Annotated in this window: 18 protein-coding genes and 1 pseudogene; 13 read left to right on the top strand and 6 right to left on the bottom strand. The window is 69.5% G+C overall.

Features of this window, described 5'->3' with window-relative positions; genetic code table 11:
• The first annotated feature begins 448 nt into the window (after positions 1–448).
• The 12 genes and pseudogenes from RBL05_RS09235 (at position 449) to RBL05_RS09180 (ending at position 13,548) form a co-directional block, all read left to right on the top strand.
• Positions 449–2,059: a polysaccharide biosynthesis tyrosine autokinase gene (locus tag RBL05_RS09235; protein ID WP_308739753.1), complete on the top strand. Its 1,611-nt coding sequence runs from the start codon at positions 449–451 to the stop codon at positions 2,057–2,059.
• Positions 2,059–3,033: a glycosyltransferase family 2 protein gene (locus tag RBL05_RS09230; RefSeq protein ID WP_318603585.1), complete on the top strand. Its 975-nt coding sequence runs from the start codon at positions 2,059–2,061 to the stop codon at positions 3,031–3,033. Before RBL05_RS09235 ends, RBL05_RS09230 begins: the two co-directional genes overlap by 1 nt.
• Positions 3,030–3,899 (top strand): annotated as a pseudogene (locus RBL05_RS09225) (hypothetical protein); the annotation flags it as partial. The gene RBL05_RS09230 and the pseudogene RBL05_RS09225, both read left to right, overlap by 4 nt.
• 145 nt (positions 3,900–4,044) lie before the next feature.
• Positions 4,045–5,133, top strand: coding sequence for a hypothetical protein (locus RBL05_RS09220; protein WP_308739754.1), 1,089 nt, complete (start codon positions 4,045–4,047; stop codon positions 5,131–5,133).
• Complete coding sequence (locus RBL05_RS09215) at positions 5,130–5,837, top strand: cytidylyltransferase domain-containing protein (protein ID WP_308739755.1); 708 nt, start codon at positions 5,130–5,132, stop codon at positions 5,835–5,837. The genes RBL05_RS09220 and RBL05_RS09215 overlap by 4 nt, the downstream gene beginning before the upstream one ends.
• Positions 5,834–7,441, top strand: a complete 1,608-nt coding sequence (locus tag RBL05_RS09210) for an N-acetylneuraminate synthase family protein (protein ID WP_318603584.1) — start codon at positions 5,834–5,836, stop codon at positions 7,439–7,441. The genes RBL05_RS09215 and RBL05_RS09210 overlap by 4 nt, the downstream gene beginning before the upstream one ends.
• The gene (locus tag RBL05_RS09205) at positions 7,405–8,082 is read left to right on the top strand and encodes a sugar phosphate isomerase/epimerase family protein (RefSeq protein ID WP_318603583.1); all 678 of its coding nucleotides are present in this window, start codon (positions 7,405–7,407) and stop codon (positions 8,080–8,082) included. The genes RBL05_RS09210 and RBL05_RS09205 overlap by 37 nt, the downstream gene beginning before the upstream one ends.
• Positions 8,073–9,176 carry a glycosyltransferase family 4 protein gene (locus tag RBL05_RS09200; protein ID WP_308739757.1) on the top strand — a complete coding sequence of 368 codons (1,104 nt, stop codon included), beginning with the start codon at positions 8,073–8,075 and terminating at the stop codon, positions 9,174–9,176. Before RBL05_RS09205 ends, RBL05_RS09200 begins: the two co-directional genes overlap by 10 nt.
• Positions 9,173–10,405, top strand: coding sequence for an ABC transporter permease (locus RBL05_RS09195; protein WP_308739758.1), 1,233 nt, complete (start codon positions 9,173–9,175; stop codon positions 10,403–10,405). Before RBL05_RS09200 ends, RBL05_RS09195 begins: the two co-directional genes overlap by 4 nt.
• Positions 10,402–11,472, top strand: coding sequence for a glycosyltransferase family 4 protein (locus RBL05_RS09190; protein ID WP_308739759.1), 1,071 nt, complete (start codon positions 10,402–10,404; stop codon positions 11,470–11,472). Before RBL05_RS09195 ends, RBL05_RS09190 begins: the two co-directional genes overlap by 4 nt.
• Positions 11,462–12,400: a glycosyltransferase family 2 protein gene (locus RBL05_RS09185; protein ID WP_308739760.1), complete on the top strand. Its 939-nt coding sequence runs from the start codon at positions 11,462–11,464 to the stop codon at positions 12,398–12,400. Before RBL05_RS09190 ends, RBL05_RS09185 begins: the two co-directional genes overlap by 11 nt.
• A complete protein-coding gene (locus RBL05_RS09180; protein ID WP_308739761.1) occupies positions 12,400–13,548 on the top strand; it encodes a glycosyltransferase in 1,149 nt (382 codons plus the stop codon). Before RBL05_RS09185 ends, RBL05_RS09180 begins: the two co-directional genes overlap by 1 nt.
• On the opposite strand, the gene RBL05_RS09175 is transcribed toward RBL05_RS09180, so the two are convergent.
• From RBL05_RS09175 to RBL05_RS09160, 4 genes are read right to left on the bottom strand one after another with little or no spacing between them, the layout of a single operon-like run.
• Positions 13,539–14,426 carry a capsular polysaccharide synthesis protein gene (locus RBL05_RS09175; RefSeq protein ID WP_308739762.1) on the bottom strand — a complete coding sequence of 296 codons (888 nt, stop codon included), beginning with the start codon at positions 14,424–14,426 and terminating at the stop codon, positions 13,539–13,541. The genes RBL05_RS09180 and RBL05_RS09175 overlap by 10 nt on opposite strands.
• A complete protein-coding gene (locus RBL05_RS09170; RefSeq protein ID WP_308739763.1) occupies positions 14,423–15,247 on the bottom strand; it encodes a glycosyltransferase in 825 nt (274 codons plus the stop codon). Before RBL05_RS09170 ends, RBL05_RS09175 begins: the two co-directional genes overlap by 4 nt.
• A gap of 20 nt (positions 15,248–15,267) precedes the next feature.
• On the bottom strand, positions 15,268–15,501 hold the full coding sequence (locus RBL05_RS09165) for a hypothetical protein (RefSeq protein WP_308739764.1): 234 nt from the start codon (positions 15,499–15,501) through the stop codon (positions 15,268–15,270).
• A 2-nt stretch (positions 15,502–15,503) separates the two neighbouring features.
• Positions 15,504–16,649, bottom strand: coding sequence for a glycosyltransferase family 4 protein (locus tag RBL05_RS09160; RefSeq protein ID WP_308739765.1), 1,146 nt, complete (start codon positions 16,647–16,649; stop codon positions 15,504–15,506).
• A gap of 207 nt (positions 16,650–16,856) precedes the next feature.
• Here RBL05_RS09160 and RBL05_RS09155 point away from each other — a divergent pair, with 207 nt between their 5' ends.
• Positions 16,857–18,668, top strand: a complete 1,812-nt coding sequence (locus tag RBL05_RS09155) for an ABC transporter ATP-binding protein (RefSeq protein WP_318603580.1) — start codon at positions 16,857–16,859, stop codon at positions 18,666–18,668.
• 6 nt (positions 18,669–18,674) lie between these two features.
• Here RBL05_RS09155 and RBL05_RS09150 read toward each other — a convergent pair whose 3' ends face one another.
• Complete coding sequence (locus tag RBL05_RS09150) at positions 18,675–19,688, bottom strand: glycosyltransferase family 4 protein (protein WP_308739767.1); 1,014 nt, start codon at positions 19,686–19,688, stop codon at positions 18,675–18,677.
• A gap of 343 nt (positions 19,689–20,031) precedes the next feature.
• On the bottom strand, positions 20,032–21,072 hold the full coding sequence (locus RBL05_RS09145; RefSeq protein WP_308739768.1) for a glycosyltransferase family 4 protein: 1,041 nt from the start codon (positions 21,070–21,072) through the stop codon (positions 20,032–20,034).
• Between the last annotated feature and the right edge of the window lie 5 nt (positions 21,073–21,077).

Raw genomic sequence — 21,077 nt, 5'->3', positions numbered from 1 at the left:
GGCACGTGCCCTCACCGGAGGAACCCGCGACCGACGACGGCGCAGCGGCCGGCCGCGCCTGCCCCTCTAACCACCGGTCGGCTCGCCGTCAGCACCAGCGCGGCGAGCGTGAGCAGCGCCGTCACGGAGGAATCATCGCGCCGTGAGACCCGGAACACTGTAAGCGGCATGCCGGGCATTCTGCCCAAATCGATCAGAGCGGACGAATCGGTCGTCCCCGTCGATGACGCGAAGACATCCCGAGATGCTGCAGCGCATACCTGACCGGGCATGAGGTGACCCCGGCCGCTCGGCCGATGCTGGTTCGGCGACCGGCAGGTGAACACCGGCGCAGTCTCCGGCGAAGCGCTGGTCCGTGACGTGGTCGTGATGACATTCCGGTCGGTTGTGCACCGGTTTCACCTAATATGACCAGGCCCCCTCGAATGATCTCAGAAGAAGAGTTCCGGTGACGATCGAAGACTTCCTCAGGCTGCTGCTGCGCAACCTCCTGCTCCTCGTCGCCGGCCTCGTGCTCGGTGCCGCCGCCGGCTACGGGCTCTCCTTCACGCAGAGCACCACCTACTCCGCGAGCGCGCTCGGCTACGTCTCCGCCAGCGCGCAGTCCGACGAGAACGGCGACCCGATCCAGCAGGCCAGCGGGAACATGGCCTTCCAGTACCAGAAGGCGCAGTCCTACCTGCCGCTGTTCAACACCCGCGCGGTGGGTCAGCGGATCGTGGACGAGCTTGGCCTCGAGGCGAGCCCCGACGAGGTCGCCGGCTCCCTGCAGACCACCCTGGACCCCAACGCCCCGATCATCACCGTCGAGGCCGTCGCGCCCACCGCCGATGAGGCCTCCGCGATCGCGAACGCCGCCGTCGAGGCGACCGCCGCCGAGGCCCGCGAGCTCGAGACCGGCGGGAACGAGGACGCCGCCGTCGGCGTGCAGCTGACCAACTACCAGAACGCGGTCGTGCCCGGCGCCCCGGTCTCCCCGGACCGCGTCAAGTTCCTGATCGCCGGCGCCGCTTTCGGTCTGCTGGTCGCCCTGGGCCTCGCCTGGCTGCGGGACCGCAACGACAGCCGCCTGCGCACCGCCGACGACGTCACCGACGTGGTGGGCCTGCCCACCCTCGGCGCGCTCCCGGACGCGAAGGAGCTCGCCCGCGGCAAGGACGGCGTGCTGCCCGAGCCCACGTCCTTCCCGAGCCGGGAGGCGCTGCGCAAGCTGCGCACGAACCTGCGCTACATCGACGTGGACAACCCGCCCCGCTCGATCGTGGTGACCTCCTCCGCCCCCGGCGAGGGCAAGTCCACCGTCGCCGCGAACCTCGCCCGCGTCATGGCCCGCGCCGGGCAGCCCACGCTGCTCGTCGATGCGGACCTGCGCCGCCCGATGATCGCCCAGCAGTTCTCCGTGGACGGAGAGGTGGGCCTGTCCCAGCTGCTCGCCGCCTCGGTGAGCCTCGAGGACGTCGCCGAGCCGACGACCGTCCCGCTGCTGACCCTGCTCCCGGCCGGGCAGATCCCGCCGAACCCCTCCGAGCTGCTCGGCTCGCGCCGCATGCAGGAGCTGATCGACGAGCTGTCGCGGCAGTACTTCGTGATCATCGATGCGCCGCCGGTGCTCGCGGTCACCGATGCGCAGCTGCTCACCCGCCACTCCGACGGCGCGATCCTCGTGGCCGTCCCCGGCCAGACCCGCACCGCCGTGATGCAGAAGGCGGTCGAGGCGATCCGCGCCGTGAACGGCACCGTCTACGGCGCCGTGCTCAACCGCGCTTCGACCGGCCGCCTGAACCGCCTCGCGTACGGCGACGCCGTCTACGGCTACAGCGCCTACGGCAAGTACGGCTACGGCGCACTCGGCGGCTACGACGAGTCCGCCGTGGTGCCGGATTCCGAGGAGGTCGACGTCGAGCAGGCCGGCGGCCCCGCCGAGCCCGGCCCGGCCACCGCGCCCGCCGAGCCCGGCCCGGTCGTCGAGCATGACGAGCACGAGCCCGAGGGGGACACCGCGGCCGCCGCGCGCACCTCCCCGCGCGGTCGCCGCGCCGCCTCCACCTGGGGTCGGTGATGAGCCTCCGCGGGCTCGGGGTGATCATCCCCGTCCACGGAGCGCTCGCTCCCGTGCTGCCGCTGCTCGAGTCGCTGTGCGGCGAGGCCGTGCCCGCCGCGCAGCGCCCCGCCCGCGTGGTCCTGGTCGACGACGCGAGCCCAGTCCCCGTCCCCGCCGGCGAGCTGCCGGCCGGGGTGGAGCTGGTGCGCCGTCCCGCCAACGGCGGCTTCGGCGCCGCCGTGAACACGGGACTGGACGCGCTCGCCGCGCCGGTCGCTGCGGCTGACGCCGCGGGCGGGCCCGCGATCGAGCACGCCCTCGTGCTGAACTCCGACCTGCAGATCCCGCCCGGCTTCTGCGCGGACCTGCTCGCGCACGCCCTGCCCTGGATGCCCGCCGTGGTGGGATGCCGGAACGTCGGCGAGGACGGCGGCTCCGGCTACGCCGCGAGGTACTTCCCCACGATCTCCCACCAGGTGGTGGAGTGGCTGGTGCCGCTCGCCTCCCAGCGCCACCGCGACGTGCTGCACCGCGCCGTCGGCCACGACCTCGATGCCGAGCGCGGCAGCGGGATGGTGCCGGTGGACTGGGTCTCCGGGGCGGTGCTGCTGCTGCCGCTCGCGGAGGTGCGGAAGGCCGGCGGCTTCGACGAGGGGTACTTCATGTACACCGAGGAGGTGGACCTCCAGCTGCGGCTGCGCCGCGCCGGGATCCCCGCCCTGCTCGATGCGGACCTCGAGGTGCGCCACGTGGGCGGCGGCTCCTCCGGCGGGGAGGCCCGCCGGCGCCGCTGGCTCGTCGGTGCCCGCATGCGCTACGCCCGCAAGCACGGAAACGTGCACCTGCTGCGTGCCGGCATGACCCTGGCCACCGGCGCGAACCTGCTGTGGAACAGCGGGCGCCGCGCCGCCGGGCGGGACGTGGCCCCGCTGGCCGTGGCCCGCGAGGAGCTCGACCTGATCCACCGCGCCGGAAGGACCCTCCCGCGATGAGCCCCACCCCCTCCGCCCCGGAGCGGCTCCTGCTGATCTCCCCGGCCTTCCACGGCTACTGGCGCAGCATCGGCGACGCCCTCGCCCGCCGCGGCTACGAGGTCCACACCGCCCGCTACGACGCCTACGACACCGTGGGCGACAAGCTGCGGCTGAAGGCGACCGTCGAGCTGCCCGACCGTCTCCACCTGCCCGGCGACCGCCGCACCGCCGAGCGCGCCCGCCTCACCGACCGCGTGATCGCGCGGATGCGGGAGGTGCGCCCGCACCGCGTCGTGGTCATCAAGGGCGACGGCCTGGATCAGCGGTTCTGGGACTCGCTGGGCGACACCCCGCGGGTCCTGTGGCTCTACGACGACCTCCACCGCCATGACTACTCCGACGAGTTCCTGCGCCAGGTCGGGCCCGTGGTGGACTACGCCCGCTCCGAGACGGACATGCTCCGCGCCCGCGGCGTCGATGCGCACTTCGTGCCCAACGCCTTCGACCCGCACCGCAGCGAGCCCACCAGCCGACGCACCGACGAGATCGTGTTCATCGGGTCCGGCTACGCCAACCGCAAGGAGCTGCTCGCACACCTCGCCGAGCACGACCTGCCCGTGCACGCCTGGGGCCGGGACTTCTCCCGCCACCCGTTCGACCGCGCCCGCACCTTCTCATGGTCACGGCCCCCGATCGCCGCCTCCCGCGAGGTGCCGCTCGAGCGCGCCTACCAGATCCACGCCGAGGGCGCGGCGGCCGTCGCGATCCACGGCCTGCAGAACGGGCACGCGATGCGCACCTTCGAGATCCCCGGCATGGGCGGGGTGCAGCTCGTGGACCGCGACGACGTGGACCAGTTCTACGAGGTCGGCACCGAGGTCGCCGTGTGGCACGATCGCGAGGAGCTCCTCGATCTCGCGCGGCGCGCCCTGCAGGACCGGGCCTGGGGGAGAGGATGCGAGAAGCCGGCAGGCGCCGCACCCTCGCCGAGCACACCTTCGATCATCGCCTCGAGGAGGTCGATTCGCTGTGGCAGGACTGATCCACCCCAGCTCCCTGGAGCGCTGGCAGGAATGGCAGAGCACACGGAACCGCGCCCGACAGGTGAAGCACGCCGTCACCAGTGCGGTGCGCTCGCGTCGCGGCACGCAGCAGATGCCCGGCCTGATGCTCCACTCCCGCGAGGGAGAGGGGGACACCCGCCTGCTGATCGGGCTGGACTCCGCCTCCCCGACCTCCCGCGCGAGCCTGCTGACCTCCCTGCCCTACCTGCGCATCGGCGTGGACGTGCTCAGCCCCGCCGGCCTCGACCTGCCCGAGCTCGCCGGCGACGAGTGGACCCATCAGCGGATCGAGCCCGCCACCACCGAGGACGAGCAGCGCCGCCGCCTCGCCGTCGTGCTCGACAGGCGCGGGATCGGCGCAGTGCTCACCCTCGGCCAGCACCTCGCCGCGGGCCGCGCCGCCCACGAGTGGGCGCTCGCCACCGACACCGCCTCCGCCGTGGTCCAGCACGGTGCCCTGACTCCCTACGCCCCGCCGCTGCCGCCCCGCACCACGCTGCTGGCCTGGAGCGACGCCGACGCGGAGTTCTACCGCTCCGGCCGCGACGACGTGGAGGTGCGCACCGTCGGCTCCCAGCTGCTGTGGCAGGCCGGCAAGGAGAGCGAGGGCGAGGTCGACGTGACCGGGCAGAAGCCCGTGTTCATCGGCCAGATGCACGGCGCCGAGCTGCCACGCCGCCTCACCGCCGGGATCGCGATGTCCTTCTGCCGCGCCGAGGGCGCGCTGTACCGTCCGCACCCCTCCGAGACGGACGTCCTCTCCCGCGCCGCGCACAGGCTGATGATGCGCCGCGGTGTCGAGTTCCAGGACACCTCGATCCCGCTGCACGAGGTGGGCGCCCCGGTGGTCGGGATCTTCTCCACCGGCGTGCTCGAGGCCGCCGCCCGCGGCATCCCCTCCTGGGTCGCCGGCGAGAAGGTGCCCGCCTGGGTGCGCGAGTTCTGGGACCGCTACGACATGCGCCGCTGGGGCGGGGAGCCCACCCCCGCGCTGGCCACCGGGGCCGACGAGCCCTCCCGCCTCATCGCCCAGATCCTCGAGGGCGCCGGATGACGGCACTGGTCGTGATCCCCGCGCGGGGCGGCTCCAAGGGCATCCCGCGCAAGAACCTGCTGCCCGTGGGTGGGCGGCCGCTGATCGCCTGGACGATCGCGCAGGCGCTCGAGGCGCAGCAGGACGATGACGTGATCGTCGCCGTCTCCACGGAGGACGAGGAGATCGCGGAGGTCGCCGCCGCGCACGGCGCGCGTGTGATCCAGCGCCCCGCCGAGCTCGCGACCGACGACGCCCCTACCGAGCCGACGGTCCTGCACGCCATGGACGTGGTCGAGGCCGAGGGCACGGCGCTGGACGCCGTGGTGCTGCTGCAGGCCACCTCGCCCGTGCGCCGCCCGGACACGATCCGCCGGGCGCTCGCCATGTTCCGCGAGAAGGGCGTCGATGCGCTGGTGGGCGTGGTGCCGGAGTCGCCGTTCTTCTGGCGCCTGCCGGAGGCGCCCGGGCAGAGCGCGCGCGCCGCCTATGACGTGGACGCCCGGCCCCGCCGCCAGGAGCTGACCGCGCAGCAGATGCACTACTTCGAGAACGGCAGCCTCTACGTCACGGCGCCGCACATCTACCGCACCAAGAACAACCGCATCGGGGGGCGCACGGACCTGTTCGTGCTGGACGAGGTGGAGGGCGTGGACATCGACACCCTCACCGACGTCGCCGCCGCCGAGAGCATGCTCGCCCGACTCGGATGGAGGACCTCGTGATCCTGGACCGCACCACCGCCCCCTACACGGTCGACGTCACCGCGACCGTGCTCGAGGCGCTGCGGCGCATCAGCGCGAACAAGGCCCGGGTCGCGTTCGTCCTGGACGAGCACGGCGTCGTGCGCGGCACCCTCAGCGACGGCGACATCCGCCGCTGGCTCGCGGAGCACACCGCGCCCGACCTCGCCGCGCCCGCGGTCGACGCCGCGAACCCGCGCTTCGTCTCGGTCCCCGAGGGCACCCCGGTCGCCGAGATCACTCCGCTGTTCCGCGACGGCGTGGACCGCATCCCCGTGCTCGACGAGCGCGGCCGCCTCGTTGCCGTCGCCACCCCCGGCACGCGCACCCTCACCATCGGCCGCCGCACCGTGGGCGAGGACCATCCCGCGCTGATCATCGGCGAGATCGGCAACAACCATCAGGGCGACGTCGAGCTCGCCAAGACCCTCGTGGACCACTGCGTGGCGGCTGGCGTGGACGTCGTGAAGTTCCAGCTGCGCGACATGGCGGCGCTGTACCGCTCCGGCGGCGCCGCGAGCGCCGGCGAGGACCTCGGCCCGCAGTACACGATGAACCTGCTGGCCAAGTACTCCCTGTCCGTCGAGGACATGTACCGGGTGTTCGACCACTGCGCCGCGCGCGAGGTCGACGTGATCTGCACGCCCTGGGACCTGCCTTCGGCCGATGCCCTGCAGCGCTACGGCGTGCCCGGGTACAAGATCGCCTCCGCCGATCTCACCAACCACGACCTGCTCGCGCATGTCGCCGGCTTCGGCGCCCCGATGATCGTCTCGACCGGGATGAGCACCGAGCAGGAGATCACCGGCGCGGTCGAGGTGCTGCGCGGCCAGGGCGCGCCGTTCGCGCTGCTGCAGACCCAGTCGACCTATCCCGCGCCCTACAAGGACGTGAACCTGCGGTACATGGACCGCCTCGCCGAGCTCGGCGACGGCTTGGTGGGCTACTCCGGGCACGAGCGCGGCTGGCACGTGCCGGTCGCGGCCGTGGCCCGCGGCGCGCACATCATCGAGAAGCACGTCACTGTGGACAAGACCCTCGAGGGCAATGACCACAAGGTCTCCCTGTTGCCTGAGGAGCTAGGGCAGATGGTCCGCCAGATCCGCGACGTCGAGGAGGCGCTGGGCATCGACGGTCCCCGCGAGCTCTCCACCGGCGAGCTGATGAACCGCGTGAACCTCGCCAAGTCGCTGGTCGCCGCCCGCGACCTGCGCTCCGGCGACGTGGTCACCGCCGCGGACGTCGACGTCAAGAGCCCCGGCCGCGGACTGCAGCCCAACCAGCGCGAGGCGCTGCTGGGCACCACCCTGCACCGCGATGTGCCCGCCGGCGACTTCTTCTACCCCGGTGACCTCGCCGGCCGGGCCCAGCAGCGCAGCGGCTACAGCTTCCGCCGTCCCTGGGGGCTGCCGGTGCGATTCCACGACTTCCGCGCCCTGCTGGAGGTCTCCGAGCCGGACTTCCTCGAGTTCCACCAGAGCGCGAAGGACATGGACCTCGACCTCTCCGAGTTCTTCGCGCCGGGGAGAAGCTCGAGCAGTTCTTCACCGTGCACGCCCCGGACCTGTACCCGGGCGACTTCCTGATCGACCTGGCCTCCCCGGACGAGGCGATCTGGGAGCGGTCGATCCACGAGGTGCAGCGCGTGGTGGACCTGACCCGCGACCTGCGCGAGCACTTCACCTGCGAGCAGGACCCGATCGTGGTGGTGACCATGGGCGGCTTCCTCCCGGACCGTCACCTGCGCCCCGAGGAGCGCTACCCGCTGTACGAGCGGGTGCAGCAGGGCCTGGAGCGGGTGGACGAGACCGGAGTGCGCCTGACCGCGCAGACCCTCCCGCCGTTCCCGTGGCTGATGGGCGGCCAGCAGCACCACAACCTGTTCATGGAGCCCGAGGACACGGTGTGGTTCTGCGAGACCTACGGTCGCCGCCTCACCTTCGACGTGTCCCACTCGAAGCTCGCCGCGAACTTCTACCAGCGCCCCTTCAGCGAGTACATCGACCTGATGGGCCCGCACACCGAGCACCTGCACATCGTGGACTCGGTGGGCGTGGACGGCGAAGGCGTGCAGGTGGGCGAGGGCGAGGTCGACTTCAAGGACCTCGCCGAGCGCATGGACCGTCTCGCCCCCGACGCGCCGTTCATACCGGAGATCTGGATGGGGCACGTCAACACCGGAGAGGGCTTCTTCGTGGCTCTGGATCGGCTGCAGGAATGGTTCTGAGCGAAGGGCTCCTCGAGGAGGCGCTCGCGCTGTGGTGCGTGCCCGTCGCCGACCTCGGCGGCGTGGCCCGCCATGTGCTCGACGCAGCCCGCGCCGGGATCCCTGGCTGGCGCCTCGTGGTGCTGTGCCCCGTGGGGCCGCTCGCCGCGGCGCTGCGCGCTCAAGGAACGCCCGTGGTGACCGGGCCGGTCTCCCCGGCCGACGGCACCGCCGCCGCGGTGCGCACGATCCGCCGCACCCTGCAGCGCCTGCGCCCCGACCTGCTGCACACCCACCTCGCCTTCGCGGACCTCGCCGGGATCGCGGCCGTGACCGGGCTGCGCTCCGGCCGCGGTGAACGGATCCGCCTGGTCTCCACCGAGCACGGGATCTCCGGCGTGCGGGGCTACTACCAGTCCGGCGACCTGCAGGCCCGGGTGAAGGCCGGTGCGCATCGCGCCCGCCTGCTGCGCACCGACCGGGTGACCGCCGTCAGCGACTCCACCGCCGCGCAGGTCGCCGAGCAGTGGGGGAGCGGGCAGAAGCTCACCGTGATCCGCAACGGCGTCGACGCCCCGCAGCCCACCCCGCAGCCCCGCGCGGGCCTGCGCGTGCTGTCTCTTGCGCGCCTCGCGCCGGAGAAGAACATCGACCAGCTGATGCAGGCCTTCGACCTTGTCGCCCGCGAGCACCCCGAGGCCCGACTCACGATCGCCGGCCGCGGACCGGAGGAGGGCGCCCTGCGCACCCTCGCCTACTCCCTCCACCTCGAGGACCGGATCGACTTCCCCGGCCACGTGGACGCGCGCGAGGCACTTCGCGCCCACGACGAGGTCGTCCAGCTCTCCGCCTGGGAGAACCTCTCCTACACGCTCCTGGATGCCGTCGCCCACGGCCTCGGCGTGGTCGCCACCGACGTGGGCGGCAACGGCGAGATCGTGCCCGAGCGGTGCCTGGTCACGGCCGAGGAGGCGCGCTCGCCGGAGGCCGTGGCGAGCCGGATCCTCGCGCAGGGGACCGACCTCTCGGCGCGGCCAGACCCCGCGGAGCACGGGCTCACCGTCGCGGAGATGACTGCGGCGATCGCGGACGCGTACCGGGAGGTGGCCGCATGAGCCACCGCACCGCCGCGCAGGACGCGCGGATCGACCGCACCGCGACCGCGGTCGGCTCCCGGCTGCGCAGCGAGACCGCGGGGGTCCTGTCTTCTGTCGGGAAGCTGCGCATCCCCGAGCTGGTGCTGTTCTTCGGCCTGATCTTCGAAGGATCGATGTTCGGCCTGCCGATCCCGCTCAACCAGGTGGTGATCGTCGGGATCGTCCTGCTCGCCATCACCCGTCGGCCGCAGGTGGAGCTCGGCCGTCTGCAGCTGCTGGTACCGCTGCTGGTGATCGGTCTGTTATATGTCGGGATGATCTCGATGTTCGCGGACCCCTCCGAGTTCGCCTTCGACTGGAAGCGACGGCTCATCAGGCTTGGTCTGACAGCAGTCCTGCTCATGGTCCTCGCCACCGGGCGTATAGATTTCCGCTCTGGTCTGGCAGGTCTCGGCGTAGGGATGCTGTTCAACGCCTTCGCGTTCTACAGCGGGTTCGCGCCGGACTATTACGGGGGATACCTCTCGGGCTTCTTCGAGGACAAGAACGTGGCGGGCATGGCCTATGCCGTCTTCGGAGTGCTGATGCTCGCTGTGGTGGAGCGCCGCTGGGCGAGGGTCCTGCTTGTCCTCGTGATCGGAGTCCTCGTCTGGGAGACGGGATCGCGCACATCGATCGCCGCGCTCGCGGCGGGGGTGGGATGGATCGTCTTGGCGCCGAAGCTGTCGGTCCTCGGACGATGGCTGTTGGGTATCGCGATCGTGATCGGCGTGGCCCAGGTCGCCGAGGACTATTCCCAGATCGGCGTCTTCTCGGATCGGGAGGGCTCGGACCTTCTGCGCAGCCGAATCGACGCCGCCTCCGAGGTCAAGGTCCACGACGCCGGCTTCTTCGGCTCGGGACTCGGCGAGGCCTACGTGGTGTTCGACGACGATCCGGGCAAGGCATGGCTGTTCCACAACTCGTACTGGACGGCACTGGTCGAGGGCGGGTGGCCGTGGCTGCTCATCGTTCTCGGAGTGACCGTGGTGTTCGCCCTGCGCCCGTTCACTCGCGAGCTGAGCCGTCAGGAGATCGTCGCCCAGGCAGCGACCGTGACCACGCTGATCTGCGCCTGGCGTCTCGGCGAGGTGCTGTTCACCCTCCAGTGGGCCCTCGTCATCGCCGTCGCGCTCTATGCGCATGCGCGGGCACGGCAAACGGCGACGCCAGGCGGACCCTCCTCTGCCGAGGTGGGAGCTCGGTGAGCACTCCGACGATCGCGATCGCCACGAACAACGGCGACATGGGCGGCGGCGAGGTCATGTTGCTCAACATCGCGACAGCCCTGCGGTCGATGGACATCGACGTGACCGTGCTGGCGCCGACCACGCCGGGCGAGCTGCTCGAAGAGGCCCGTGCACGCGGCTTCGACGTGGTGCCGTTGAAGGCATCGACCCGCCTCGGGTACATGCGTGCGCTCGCCGCCTGGCGCCTGCGGAACCGCGCGGTCCCGCTGTGGTGCAATGGGCTGGTGCCGACTGCCGCGACCACCGGGATGGGGCCGCGGATCGCGCACCTCCACATCCTCCCCACCGGGGTCAATGCGCTGGCGACGCGGATCGGTCGTCTCGGCGCTGCACGGGTCCTGGTCCCCTCGCACTTCATGGCCTCTCGGATCCGCGGTACTCACGTGCTGGAGAACTGGACCGAGGACATCGCCTTCCGGGACATGGCGTCCCCGCCGGAGGGGCCGTTGCGCGTGGGGTTCCTCGGGCGCCTCACGAAGGACAAGGGCGTGCACGTGCTCGCACGCGCGATGATCGAGGTGATCGCACGGTCGGAGCGCGAGGTGCGCCTGGTCCTCGCCGGGGAGAACAGGTTCGGGGACTCGGCAGATGATCGGGAGATCCAGGACGCTCTCGAGCCCCTTGCGGGGAGCGTGGATCATCTGGGCTGGGTGCGCCGGGAGGAGTTCTTCGACCAGGTGGATCTGGCGGTGTTCCCCTCCGTCTGGGAGGAGCCGTTCGGGCTCGTCGCTGCCGAGTCGATGGCGCGAGGAGTGCCGTTCGTGATCTCGGATGCCGGGGCGCTGCCCGAGGTGGCAGGTCCGGACCATCCCTGGGTCGCGGGTCGCGGCGACGACACGGATCTCGCGGAGACGATCTTGTCGCTGATCAGAGAGCTCGACGAGGACGAGGTCCGGCGTGGCGCCCGTCGACGGTGGGCGGAGCACTTCTCGCCGGAGGCCGGCGCCGGGCGCGTCGCGGAGTTGCTCATCGCTCTTGGACCGAATGCAGGCCCCAGAAGTTCAGGAGGCGGAAGTGGCTTCTGACCCCGTGGCATCGATCATCGTGCCGTCGTACCGCGGAGCGGATCGACTCCCTCAGCTCCTCGACAGCCTGGCAGCGCAGAAGGACAGCACGCCGTCCTTCGAGGTCGTCGTCGTGGTGGATGGTGTCGACGACGGCTCGGTGGCGCTGCTCGAGAACGAGTCCCGGCTCGACCTGCGCAGCATCGTCTTCCCGGAGAACCGCGGGCGCGTCGCTGCGCTGAACGCGGGATTCGAGGCTGCCCGCGGCGACGTGCTGATCCGCTGCGACGACGATCTTCTGCCGGCCGTCGACTACGTCGCGGCACACGTGTCCGCGCACCAGGACGGTCCGGGCGGCGTGATCGGTCTGTATCTCAACGAGTACTCGACCACCCCTTACGCCGAGGTATACGGCAAGGATGCTGACCAGAGGTTTCGACGCGACGCCTACAACTCTGCATCCGCGGTTACCTGGCGCTACTGGGCAGGGAACTGCTCGATCACCCGTGAGATCTGGGAAGCCGTCGGACCGTACGACTCCGAGTACCGCCTGTACGGGTGGGAGGACGTGGACTACGGGTACCGCATTCACGCGGCTGGCTTCGAGGTCCACCTCGCTCCTGAGCTCGAGACCCCGCATCGAGTCGCAGCCGTCACCACCGCTGTTCGGTCCCGGCGCGCGTCGCACTCTGGCGCTGCGCGCCGGCTGTTCGAACGGAAGCACCCGCAGTCAGGCCTACCGCACGCGATTCCCGAGTGGAGCTTGTGGAACGCGCTGGTCCGTGGACTGTCCAGAGTCCCGTTGAACCCTGCGCGTCTGGGAGGTGCCGTGGACTCCCTGCTGCGGTTCCTCCCGCACGGCGTGGGGCGAAAGCTCGTGGCACTCAGCGTGGAATCTGCTGCGCTCGGTGGCTACCGGAGCCCGCACACGGCGAAGGAGACGTTCTGATGACTCCGAGGATCGCGATCGCCCACGACTACCTCACGCAGCGCGGAGGCGCCGAGCGGGTGGTGCTCTCCCTCGCCAAGGCGTTCCCCGAGGCGGAGATCCACACGCTGTTCTACGAACCGGAGCAGACCTACCCGGAGTTCCAGCAGATGCGGATCCGTACCAGCGGACTGAACCGCTTCGGTGCGTTCCGACGGGACCCCCGCATCGCCCTGCCGCTCCTCGCCTCGGCCTCGTCGAGGATGAGGATCGATGCGGACGTCGTGATCGCGTCCTCTTCCGGCTGGGCGCACGCCTTCCCGACCACGGGGCGGAAGATCGTGTACTGCCATTCACCCGCCCGGTGGCTCTACCTGCCCGAGGACTATCTCGGCGAGGCCGGTCCGCTCGACCCGAAGCGGATCGCTCTCAAGGCGCTGACCCCGTTCCTCACCCGATGGGACCAGCGCGCCGCGCGGACGGCCGATAAGTACCTCGCGAACTCGTCCGTCGTGCGTGAGCGGATCCAGCGCGTCTACGGGATTGACGCTCCCATGCTGTTCCCTCCGTTCAGCCCGGCCGTCGCTGAAGGGGAGCAGGAGCCGATCAGCCAGCTCACGGGCTGGGCCGTGGAGGACGGGTCCGACGACGGCCACTACCTCGTGGTCTCGAGGCTCCAGCCTTACAAGCATGTCGATGCCGTGATCGAGGCGTTCGCCGGTATGCCGGAGCGGCGCCTGCTCGTGATCGGTCGAGGTCCCGAGAAGCAGCGCCTCCTCGACATGGCGCCCGAGAACGTGCGCCTGGTGGAAGGGCTCTCCGACGCGCAGATGCGGTGGGCGTACGGCCACGCTACGGCGCTGATCGCCGCGAGCCACGAGGACTTCGGGCTGACCCCGCTCGAGGCGGGGGCGCACGGAGTCCCGACGATCGCGCTGCGCGCGGGCGGGTACCTCGATACGGTGCAGGACAGCGTGAACGGCAGGTTCTTTGACGCACCGGTTGGTGAGGAGATCCGTGCGGCCGTGAAAGATTCCGACTGGACCGGCTGGGAGTCGACGCTGATCCAAGAACGCGCCGGGGTTTTCTCGGAGGAGCAGTTCGCCCAGGAGCTGAGGCGTCGGGTACGAGACGCCGTGGACAGAGGCGAATGTTCGGCTCAGCGATAGTTCGTGATGTCCGGTAGAAGATCCTCCCTCACAGCGATCCGTCCATGGTGCTTCAGTGCGAGCGGATGGATGATCTTGGCGAGGAGATCGTTCCAGCTCACGGGATACTCGAGCACCTCGTTGCGTACACCGCCTGGATGTTGCTCAAGAAGGGGTCCGAGGTAGTCGAGTCGACGCTCCAGTTCTGCCATCCACTCTCGTGTGAAGGTCGAATCGGCTCGTGCCACGAAAGAACTCCCACCGGGGACGATCCGGTAATTGCGCTTCAGGTCCCGACCCAGCTGCCGGGGCAGCTGCGCAACCCATTGCGTAGAGCGCTCGGGATAGCCGACGAGCCATAGACCGTCCTGTGCGAGCTGGTCGAACGCAGGTCCCCAATGGTGGTTCGGGGCTTTGACGTCGCTGTATCCACCGCCGTGATGGTGAAGGAGATAAGCGCGGAGGTAGTCGGATCGGTGCACCAGCGAGAGGTTCTCGTAGGCAGGGTGCAGGTCGTGTCCCGGCACGATCCACTCGTGCACGTTCTTCGGGGTGACGAGGATAATCTCGATGCCGTCCTGAACGTCCCGGAGCGCGTCGAGGCCATGCCGACGTACCTCGGGCAACGGGCCGTCTCCTGTCCACAGGGTGAAGATGCGTCGAGGTACCTCGCCTTGCCCGTCCGAATGGGCCGCATCCCAGTTGAGGAAAGACCGCCGATACATCCCTGCGGTGTACAGGTAAGGACGTCGCGTCTCCTGGCTGTGCCATAAGGCGGAGGTCAGCTGCGTCGAGGCCGCCTTCATCGTCGCCCGACTGCCCTTGGAGGCGACGAAGCCCGCGTGCTTCACCTGCCGCATCGCGTCCAGAACAGCGGACTGCGCGTTCCGCCTGCTCATCGGGGCCCCAGCGTTCGATAGTGGAGATCGCCCTGCCAGCGACCGACGTTCCATCCGATCGCCTGCGCGGCGTCAAGACGGCGTGGCAGGTCACGGCTCCGGAGGTCGGGGACACGGCGGAGCGTCTTGCGGAGCATCTGCAACTCACCGCGCACGGTGCTCCCCGGGATTCCGCGATCGCGGTGCTTCACCCACAGCTGGATATAGGTCGCGCCGTAGCGGCGGAACTGCCGGAAGGCGCTGCGCGGAGTCGGGCGATCCGTGCGGTCCAGGAGCGCGCCCCGTGCGAGCCCGATCGGGAAACCTGCATGCTGAGCTCTCCAGCAGAAATCCACTTCATCGTGGCCGCCCACGAAGGACTCGTCGAACCCGCCGATCGCGTCGATCACCTCGCGGCGGATCGCCATGATGCAGCCGGGGAGATACGGGAGATACCACTGAGGATGCTCCATCTCGTAGGTCGCCGGATCGCGGGTGCTGAGGATGCCGCCCGCGATGCCGAGTGCCGGCTCCTTCGCGAAGGCATCGGCGAATGCTGCGAGCACTCCGGGCCGGGCGCGGTCGTCCGCATCGAGCAGAACCACGATCTCTCCGCGCGCTGCCTGGATCCCGGCGTTGCGTGCGCAGTTCACGCCCTGCCGTTCGAACGCCGGGACCACGCGGATGTCCAGCCGGTTCGAGAAGTGCCGCGCAACCTCGGCCGTGCCATCCGTGGATCGATTGTCCGCGACGACCACCTCGAACGGAGGGGCACTCTCCTGGCAGATCAGGGCCTCGAGCTGCTGCCCGATCGTGTCCGCGGCGTTGTAGGCGGGGATCACGACGCTGAAGGGGACCGTTGTCATCGATAGTCCTCGAGCTGGGAGCGGAGCCGGTCGGTGAACCGGAAGTGGGACTGGTGCCTGAGGGTGAGGGGCTGGGGAAACTTGTTCTCGGTGTAGGTGAACGGCCGCTTCTCCTCGTGCCGAGCACCGCGGCGGTCGGCATCGTGAAGCGCAGCGGCCGCTACCGCGCGGCGCACCTTCTTCGAGACCAGGAATGTCTGATGTTTGGCCTGCCGGAGACCCTCAATCATTCTCACCGAGTCATCTCCCCTTCGTCGCGAGTGTCGTTGAATCCCTCGATCGCCGCACGGACGGATCGAGCCCAGCCCCTCCAGTCCGCGTTGTCCGCAGCCCACCGAGCGGCGTTGTCGGAGTACGACGCGAGATCACTTGTGAGGACCCGTTCCTCGACAGCCTTGATGAATGGACCTGGCGCCCCGTCGTCGGCGATGAGCCAGCCCGAACTGCTGTCGATGACGAGGTCGGTCAGCCCACCAGTCGCGGCGGCGAGGACGGGGAGCCCGTGGTGGAGCGCATCGGTCACGACGACTCCTCCTGCGCTGGCTCTCGACGGCTCGAGGAGGACGTCGTGTGTCAGGTACGCGCTGCTCATCTGCTCGCGGCGGAGCCGGCCGGCCCGCAGCACGTGCTCCGGAAGGGGCGGGACCGCGTCTCCGACCACGGTGAGCCGCACGTCGTGACCGCGCCGACGCAGCTCGTCCACCGCGGAGACGGCAATATCTCCTCCCTTTCGCCTCCAATCGCTGGCGACGAAGAGCAGCCGCAGAGGGGCATCCTGCGGCCTCGGGGGGCGGACGACCCCGGGCAGCGACCGCACCCCAGGGCCTAGACGGGCGACCCGCACTCGCGAGGGGCGGATCTCGAGATCGTCGAGCAGCCGCTCGCGGCTCCAGGCGGAGGCGACCACGAAAGACTCGGTGCGCCCGGCGACCTCCCGCTCGATGCGCAGGGCGCCTCTCCGCACGTGGGCCGGGACGCGGGCGAGGTCCGGATAGGTGTCTGCCAGCGCTGCGAAGGAGGAGTCCGTGACCTGCACGATCCGGCGCGAGCTCGGCACGTCGAGGAGCTCGGGTGTCGCCGCGATCCCGATGATCGGCGCATCTCTCGGGAGGGTCCGAAGCGCGTCTGCTACTCGTCGGCTCCGGCGTCGTGCAGTCGGCGCCGACCACGCGGGCAGATGCGTTCGATCGCGGAGGCCGTGCAGGCGCGCAAGGGCCCGGTCGATTAGAGCGGTCTCCGTCCCGGCCGGCACGAAGTCCACTCGTTCGAACTCGTCGCGCAGCGACTCCATCATGGGCAGCACCACGCCGGACCAGGAACGAGGAGATGCGGGGTCCCAGGGGCTCGTGACGATGACGTGATCGACTCGGACGCTCATCATGGTGCTCCGGCCAAGTGCGCCGGGTGGATGAAATGACGCTGCACGTCAGGCCGCTCCATGTTCTCAAGGTCCTGGGCTGGGACAAGTCCGTTCTGTTCGTAGGATATGGCACGTGGAACCCACGGCCCCACGAGCCGGCGAGGGGTTCCTGACGTACAGGAGAAGGTGGATATGCCGACCACGGAACGAGGGGGCATCCGTGCTGTGGTTGCTCGGCTGCGCACTGTCATCGCGATCGTGCCGTGGCGCATGCGGGGAAGCCTGATCGGCCTGCTGTTCACCTCTGTGATCTCGGCACTGCTCGACCTCGTCGCGGTGGCGCTCATGCTGCCGCTCACCCAGATGCTCATGTCGCCGGAGTCCATTCCAGGCGTGGTGGAGCGCTTCGTCGTGCCGCTCGTGGGCACGCACGACCGCCAGACACTCCTCCTCGCCGTGACGCTCGTCGTCGGCCTCGCCTTCGTCACGAAGAATCTCGGCGTGATCGGGATCCGATGGTGGAGCCTGGGCGTCGTCAACCGGGCGCAGGCCGCAGCGCAGGCAACCATGCTGGAGCGATACCTTCGCTCCGATTACCAGGAGTTCCGTCGCCGCTCTCGGTCCAGGATTCTGCAGGCCATCACGGGAGCCATTCCGCAGGCGTTCCGCGGGGTCCTCCTGGGCGCGATCTTGGTCCTCACGGATGCACTCGCGATCATCGCGATCTTCCTCGCTCTCGTGCTCATGGCACCGCTCGCCTCGGTGCTGGCGATCCTCGTCTTCGGCGGGACGGCACTGCTGGTGGCTCGGGTGTTCAAGCCCTTCGCCTACAAGTTCGGGCTCCGGGGCCTGATGCTCGAGCAGGACGCGTGGTCCCATCTCAACCCGGCGATCGAGGGCTTCCGGGAGACGAGGCTCTTCCGCAGGGAGTCGCTCTTCGTCGAGCGTTATCGCGCCAATCGCAGCCGGTATGCGAGGACAGCGCAGCGCCAGGGCATCCTGGGAGAAGCTCCGAAGTACCTCCTCGAGATCGCGATGATCGTCGGGATCCTCCTGATCGCGCTGCTTCTCTTCTGGCTCTACGACGAGGCGACCGCCTTCGGCCTGCTCGCCGTGTTCGCGGCCGGTGCGGTGCGCATCGTCCCAGCGCTCAACCGCGTCGTCGCGACCGTCAACAACCTCCGCGCGGCAATGCCGAACCTGACGTTCGCGGCGGACGAGATCGGGAGCCTGGAGAACGAGGTCGGTCGGGTGGAGATCGTCCCGACCGGTGAGCAGGACGCTCCGGTGCCGGAAGAGCCCGTCGAGGTCCGGGATCTGGGGTTCCGCTACGCCACGGGCAACCGTGATGTCCTCTCCCAGGTGGAGGTCCGGATCGATCGGGGTACGACCGTCGCCCTCGTGGGGCCCTCCGGTGCAGGGAAGACGACCTTCGCCGACCTCGTCGCCGGTCTGCTCCGGCCGACCGAAGGCACCATCACGGTCGGCGACATGGATGTCTCCCAGGAGCCGCGACGCTGGATGTCCGAGGTGGCCGTCGTCTCCCAGCAGGTGTATCTCTGGGATGCCCCGCTCCGAGACCTCATCACCTTCGGTGCCCTGCGCGATGAGGTGGACGAGGAGCATCTCGCCGACGTCGTGCGCCGAGCTCGGCTCGAGGATTTCGTCGCGGACCTGCCCGAGGGGCTCGGCCAGTGGGTCGGTGACGGCGGGGTCCGCGTCTCCGGGGGCCAGGCACAGCGAATCGGCATCGCGCGCGCCCTGTACGCCCGCCCACGAGTGCTGATCCTCGACGAAGCGACCAGCGCATTGGACAACGAGACGGAGCACCAGATCACCGAGACCATCGCCGCTTTGCACGGCGAGCTCACAGTGATCGTGATCGCGCACCGCCTCTCGACCGTCAAGAACGCGGACGACATACTGTTCTTCTCGGAGGGCCGACTGGCCGGACGGGGCACGATGACAGAACTTCACCGGCAGAACTCGGAGTTCGCACGGCTCGTGGAGCTGGGGCGACTCGAGCTCGACGTCTGACGCTGGTCAGCCCCTCGCCTGGCGGCTCATCAACGCGTCCTCAACGCCCGAGAGGTATTCCTTAGCGAACTCGCGTGCTCCGTATGTCGTGCGAGCGCGCATAGCCGCCTTACGCGCCCGAACTGCCGCACCGTCGTTCGACAGTGCGTCGAGGACTCCCTGGGCCAGCTCGTGATCATCATCGGAGACTAGGTCGAAAAGGTCAGTGTCGATGCCCTCAGCTCCCACGGTGGTGGTGAGGGTCGGTATGCCGCGAACGATGGACTCGATCACCTTGAACTTGACCCCGGCACCGCGGTCGATCGGTGAGACGGTAGCGCGGAGCCCGGAGTACGCCTCGTCGAGATCATCGACGAATCCGGTGAGCTCGACTCCTGGAAGGCCACTGAGCTGCGCGCGGGGCGCATCCTCGAGACCACCCCCGATGATGCGGAGGCGTGCGTCGGGCCGTGCAGAACGGACGAGCGGCCAGATGCGAGTGGCGAGCCGCAGCGCGGCGTCACGGTTCTCGTGGCGTCGCAGTGCGGCGACGAAGCCGATGATCGGCGGGCGGGAGTCGACGTCGAATAGCGGCGTGGAGTCGTCGACGAGCGGCGGTCGGACGATGGCGGATGGCAGCCCGGAGGTGCAGCCTTCGAGCAGCACCCGGTCCTTCTCGGAGAGGACGAAGGCGCGGTCGAGCGCAGGTGCGGCGCGTCGGAGGAGCCGGCGATTGCGGGCACGGTCGGCGAGAGCTGCCCGCGTGCCAACTCTGTCTCCCGCTGTGTCGATGCTGCGGGTGAGCTTCTGCTCGTTCACGTCGTGGAACATGCAGGTCGTCGCGACGTTCGGGGCGACCTTCCGGATCAGCGGCGTAAGGCGCCCGTACTCCTCCCACTGGAGGTCCACGAGATCGGCCGCGCGGAGCAGCCGACGGACTGAGCGGTCGATGAGCAGATCGGCGAGGAAGTGCCAGGGAGCCTCGGCGAGACCCCGCGAGGGCAGGACGGGGAGGGCACGATGGACGACGGTCAGTGCCAATCGATGCAGGCCGCGATGGTCGCGCGGCCTGCCGAGCAGATGGGTGGGAGCGGCAGGCGCGGTCCCGTGGAGGGCCTCGATCGTGGCGTTCGTGGACGGGACGAGCACTGTGACGTGCGCACCGGACGAAAGGTGGGCCCGGACGATCCTTGTGAGCAGGAGACCTCCCGCATGCGTCGGCGACTCGAGGGCGGGGACGGGCGAGAGAACGACGACGCGGCGGGCAGTTTCGTGGGTGGTCATCGGAGTTCAGCGCCTTCGTCTGGGCCATGTGCCAGTCGGTTCCGGAGTGTGGCGGATCGTCTCCTCGGCTGCGGGTGACAGGACCCGGGATCGGTCGCGGTCAATCGTTGACCCACCCTCGGTCTCGGAACAGGCCGTCAATGCGCTTCCACATCTGCGAGTACGTGAAACGCGACCGGATGTCATGGGCAGCGGACGCTCCGAGACCTTCCCGGAGCTCGGAGTCCTCCGCAGCGCGCAAGAGGGCCAATCGACAGGCTTCTACGTCCCCTGGAGGGCAGAGCAAGGCGGTGTCGTCAGAGAAGTACTCGCTCTGAGCGGGCGTTCTCGTGAGGACAAGGCAGGCTCCAGTTGCGCCGGCCTCGAGCGCGACGGTCTGCCCTGATGGATATGCCATCTCGCGAGTCGGAACGGCGACGATCTGCGAGGACGAGATCGCTTGCTTGTATCTGTCGAACGGAACGACGCCATGGAAATGGACGTTGTCCGGCAGGCTGAGACCTGTGATGTTCTCTGGCTTGCAGTAGAGATCTACTCGGAGGTCCGTTCCTCGGACGGCCTGGATGAGGGTTGCGTAGTCTCGCCCACGGTCGAATCCCACGGCTGTGATCGAAGGGGAGCGAGCGTGGAAGGGCTGCGGGGTGAATATCCTCTCGGCAAACCCGAAGGGAACAGCCTCGACGGAACCTTCCGAGAACCCCGCGTCGACAAGGATGTCGATCTGGTTCTCGCTGAAGACGATCGTGAGGTCGACGCCCTGGTATCGCGCCGCAACCCGTCGTCTGCTCTCAGCGGGCATCTCTCTGAGCTCGTCGGCGAGCCAGCAGCAGATCATGGCGAGTGGACGATTGGCGTATGGCGGGACTCCGCGGCGTGCCAGTGCCGCGGCTGTCAGTGCCTCTCGCTCCAGGAACGCGAGAACCAGGTCGCTGTTCCGAGCTCGCGGGACCGATCGGAGCGTCTTGTCGAGCGGTAATCCCGTGCGGTGCTCGATGACGTCCCGCATCTTGCGGTGGAGGCGATGGCTGGCGGGCTTCACTTCCACGAGCTCGTACCCCAGGGTGCCCAGCTTGTCGATGCCGTAGGGGCCGTCGGCGGCGGAACCGCCGGTGAGGACAAGGCACCGAGTGTGATGCGGCATCTGAC

The sequence above is a fragment of the Brachybacterium sp. GU-2 genome (genome assembly GCF_030866705.2).
Taxonomy (GTDB): Bacteria; Actinomycetota; Actinomycetes; order Actinomycetales; family Dermabacteraceae; genus Brachybacterium; species Brachybacterium conglomeratum.
This window is presented reverse-complemented; position numbering and strand designations above follow the sequence as displayed.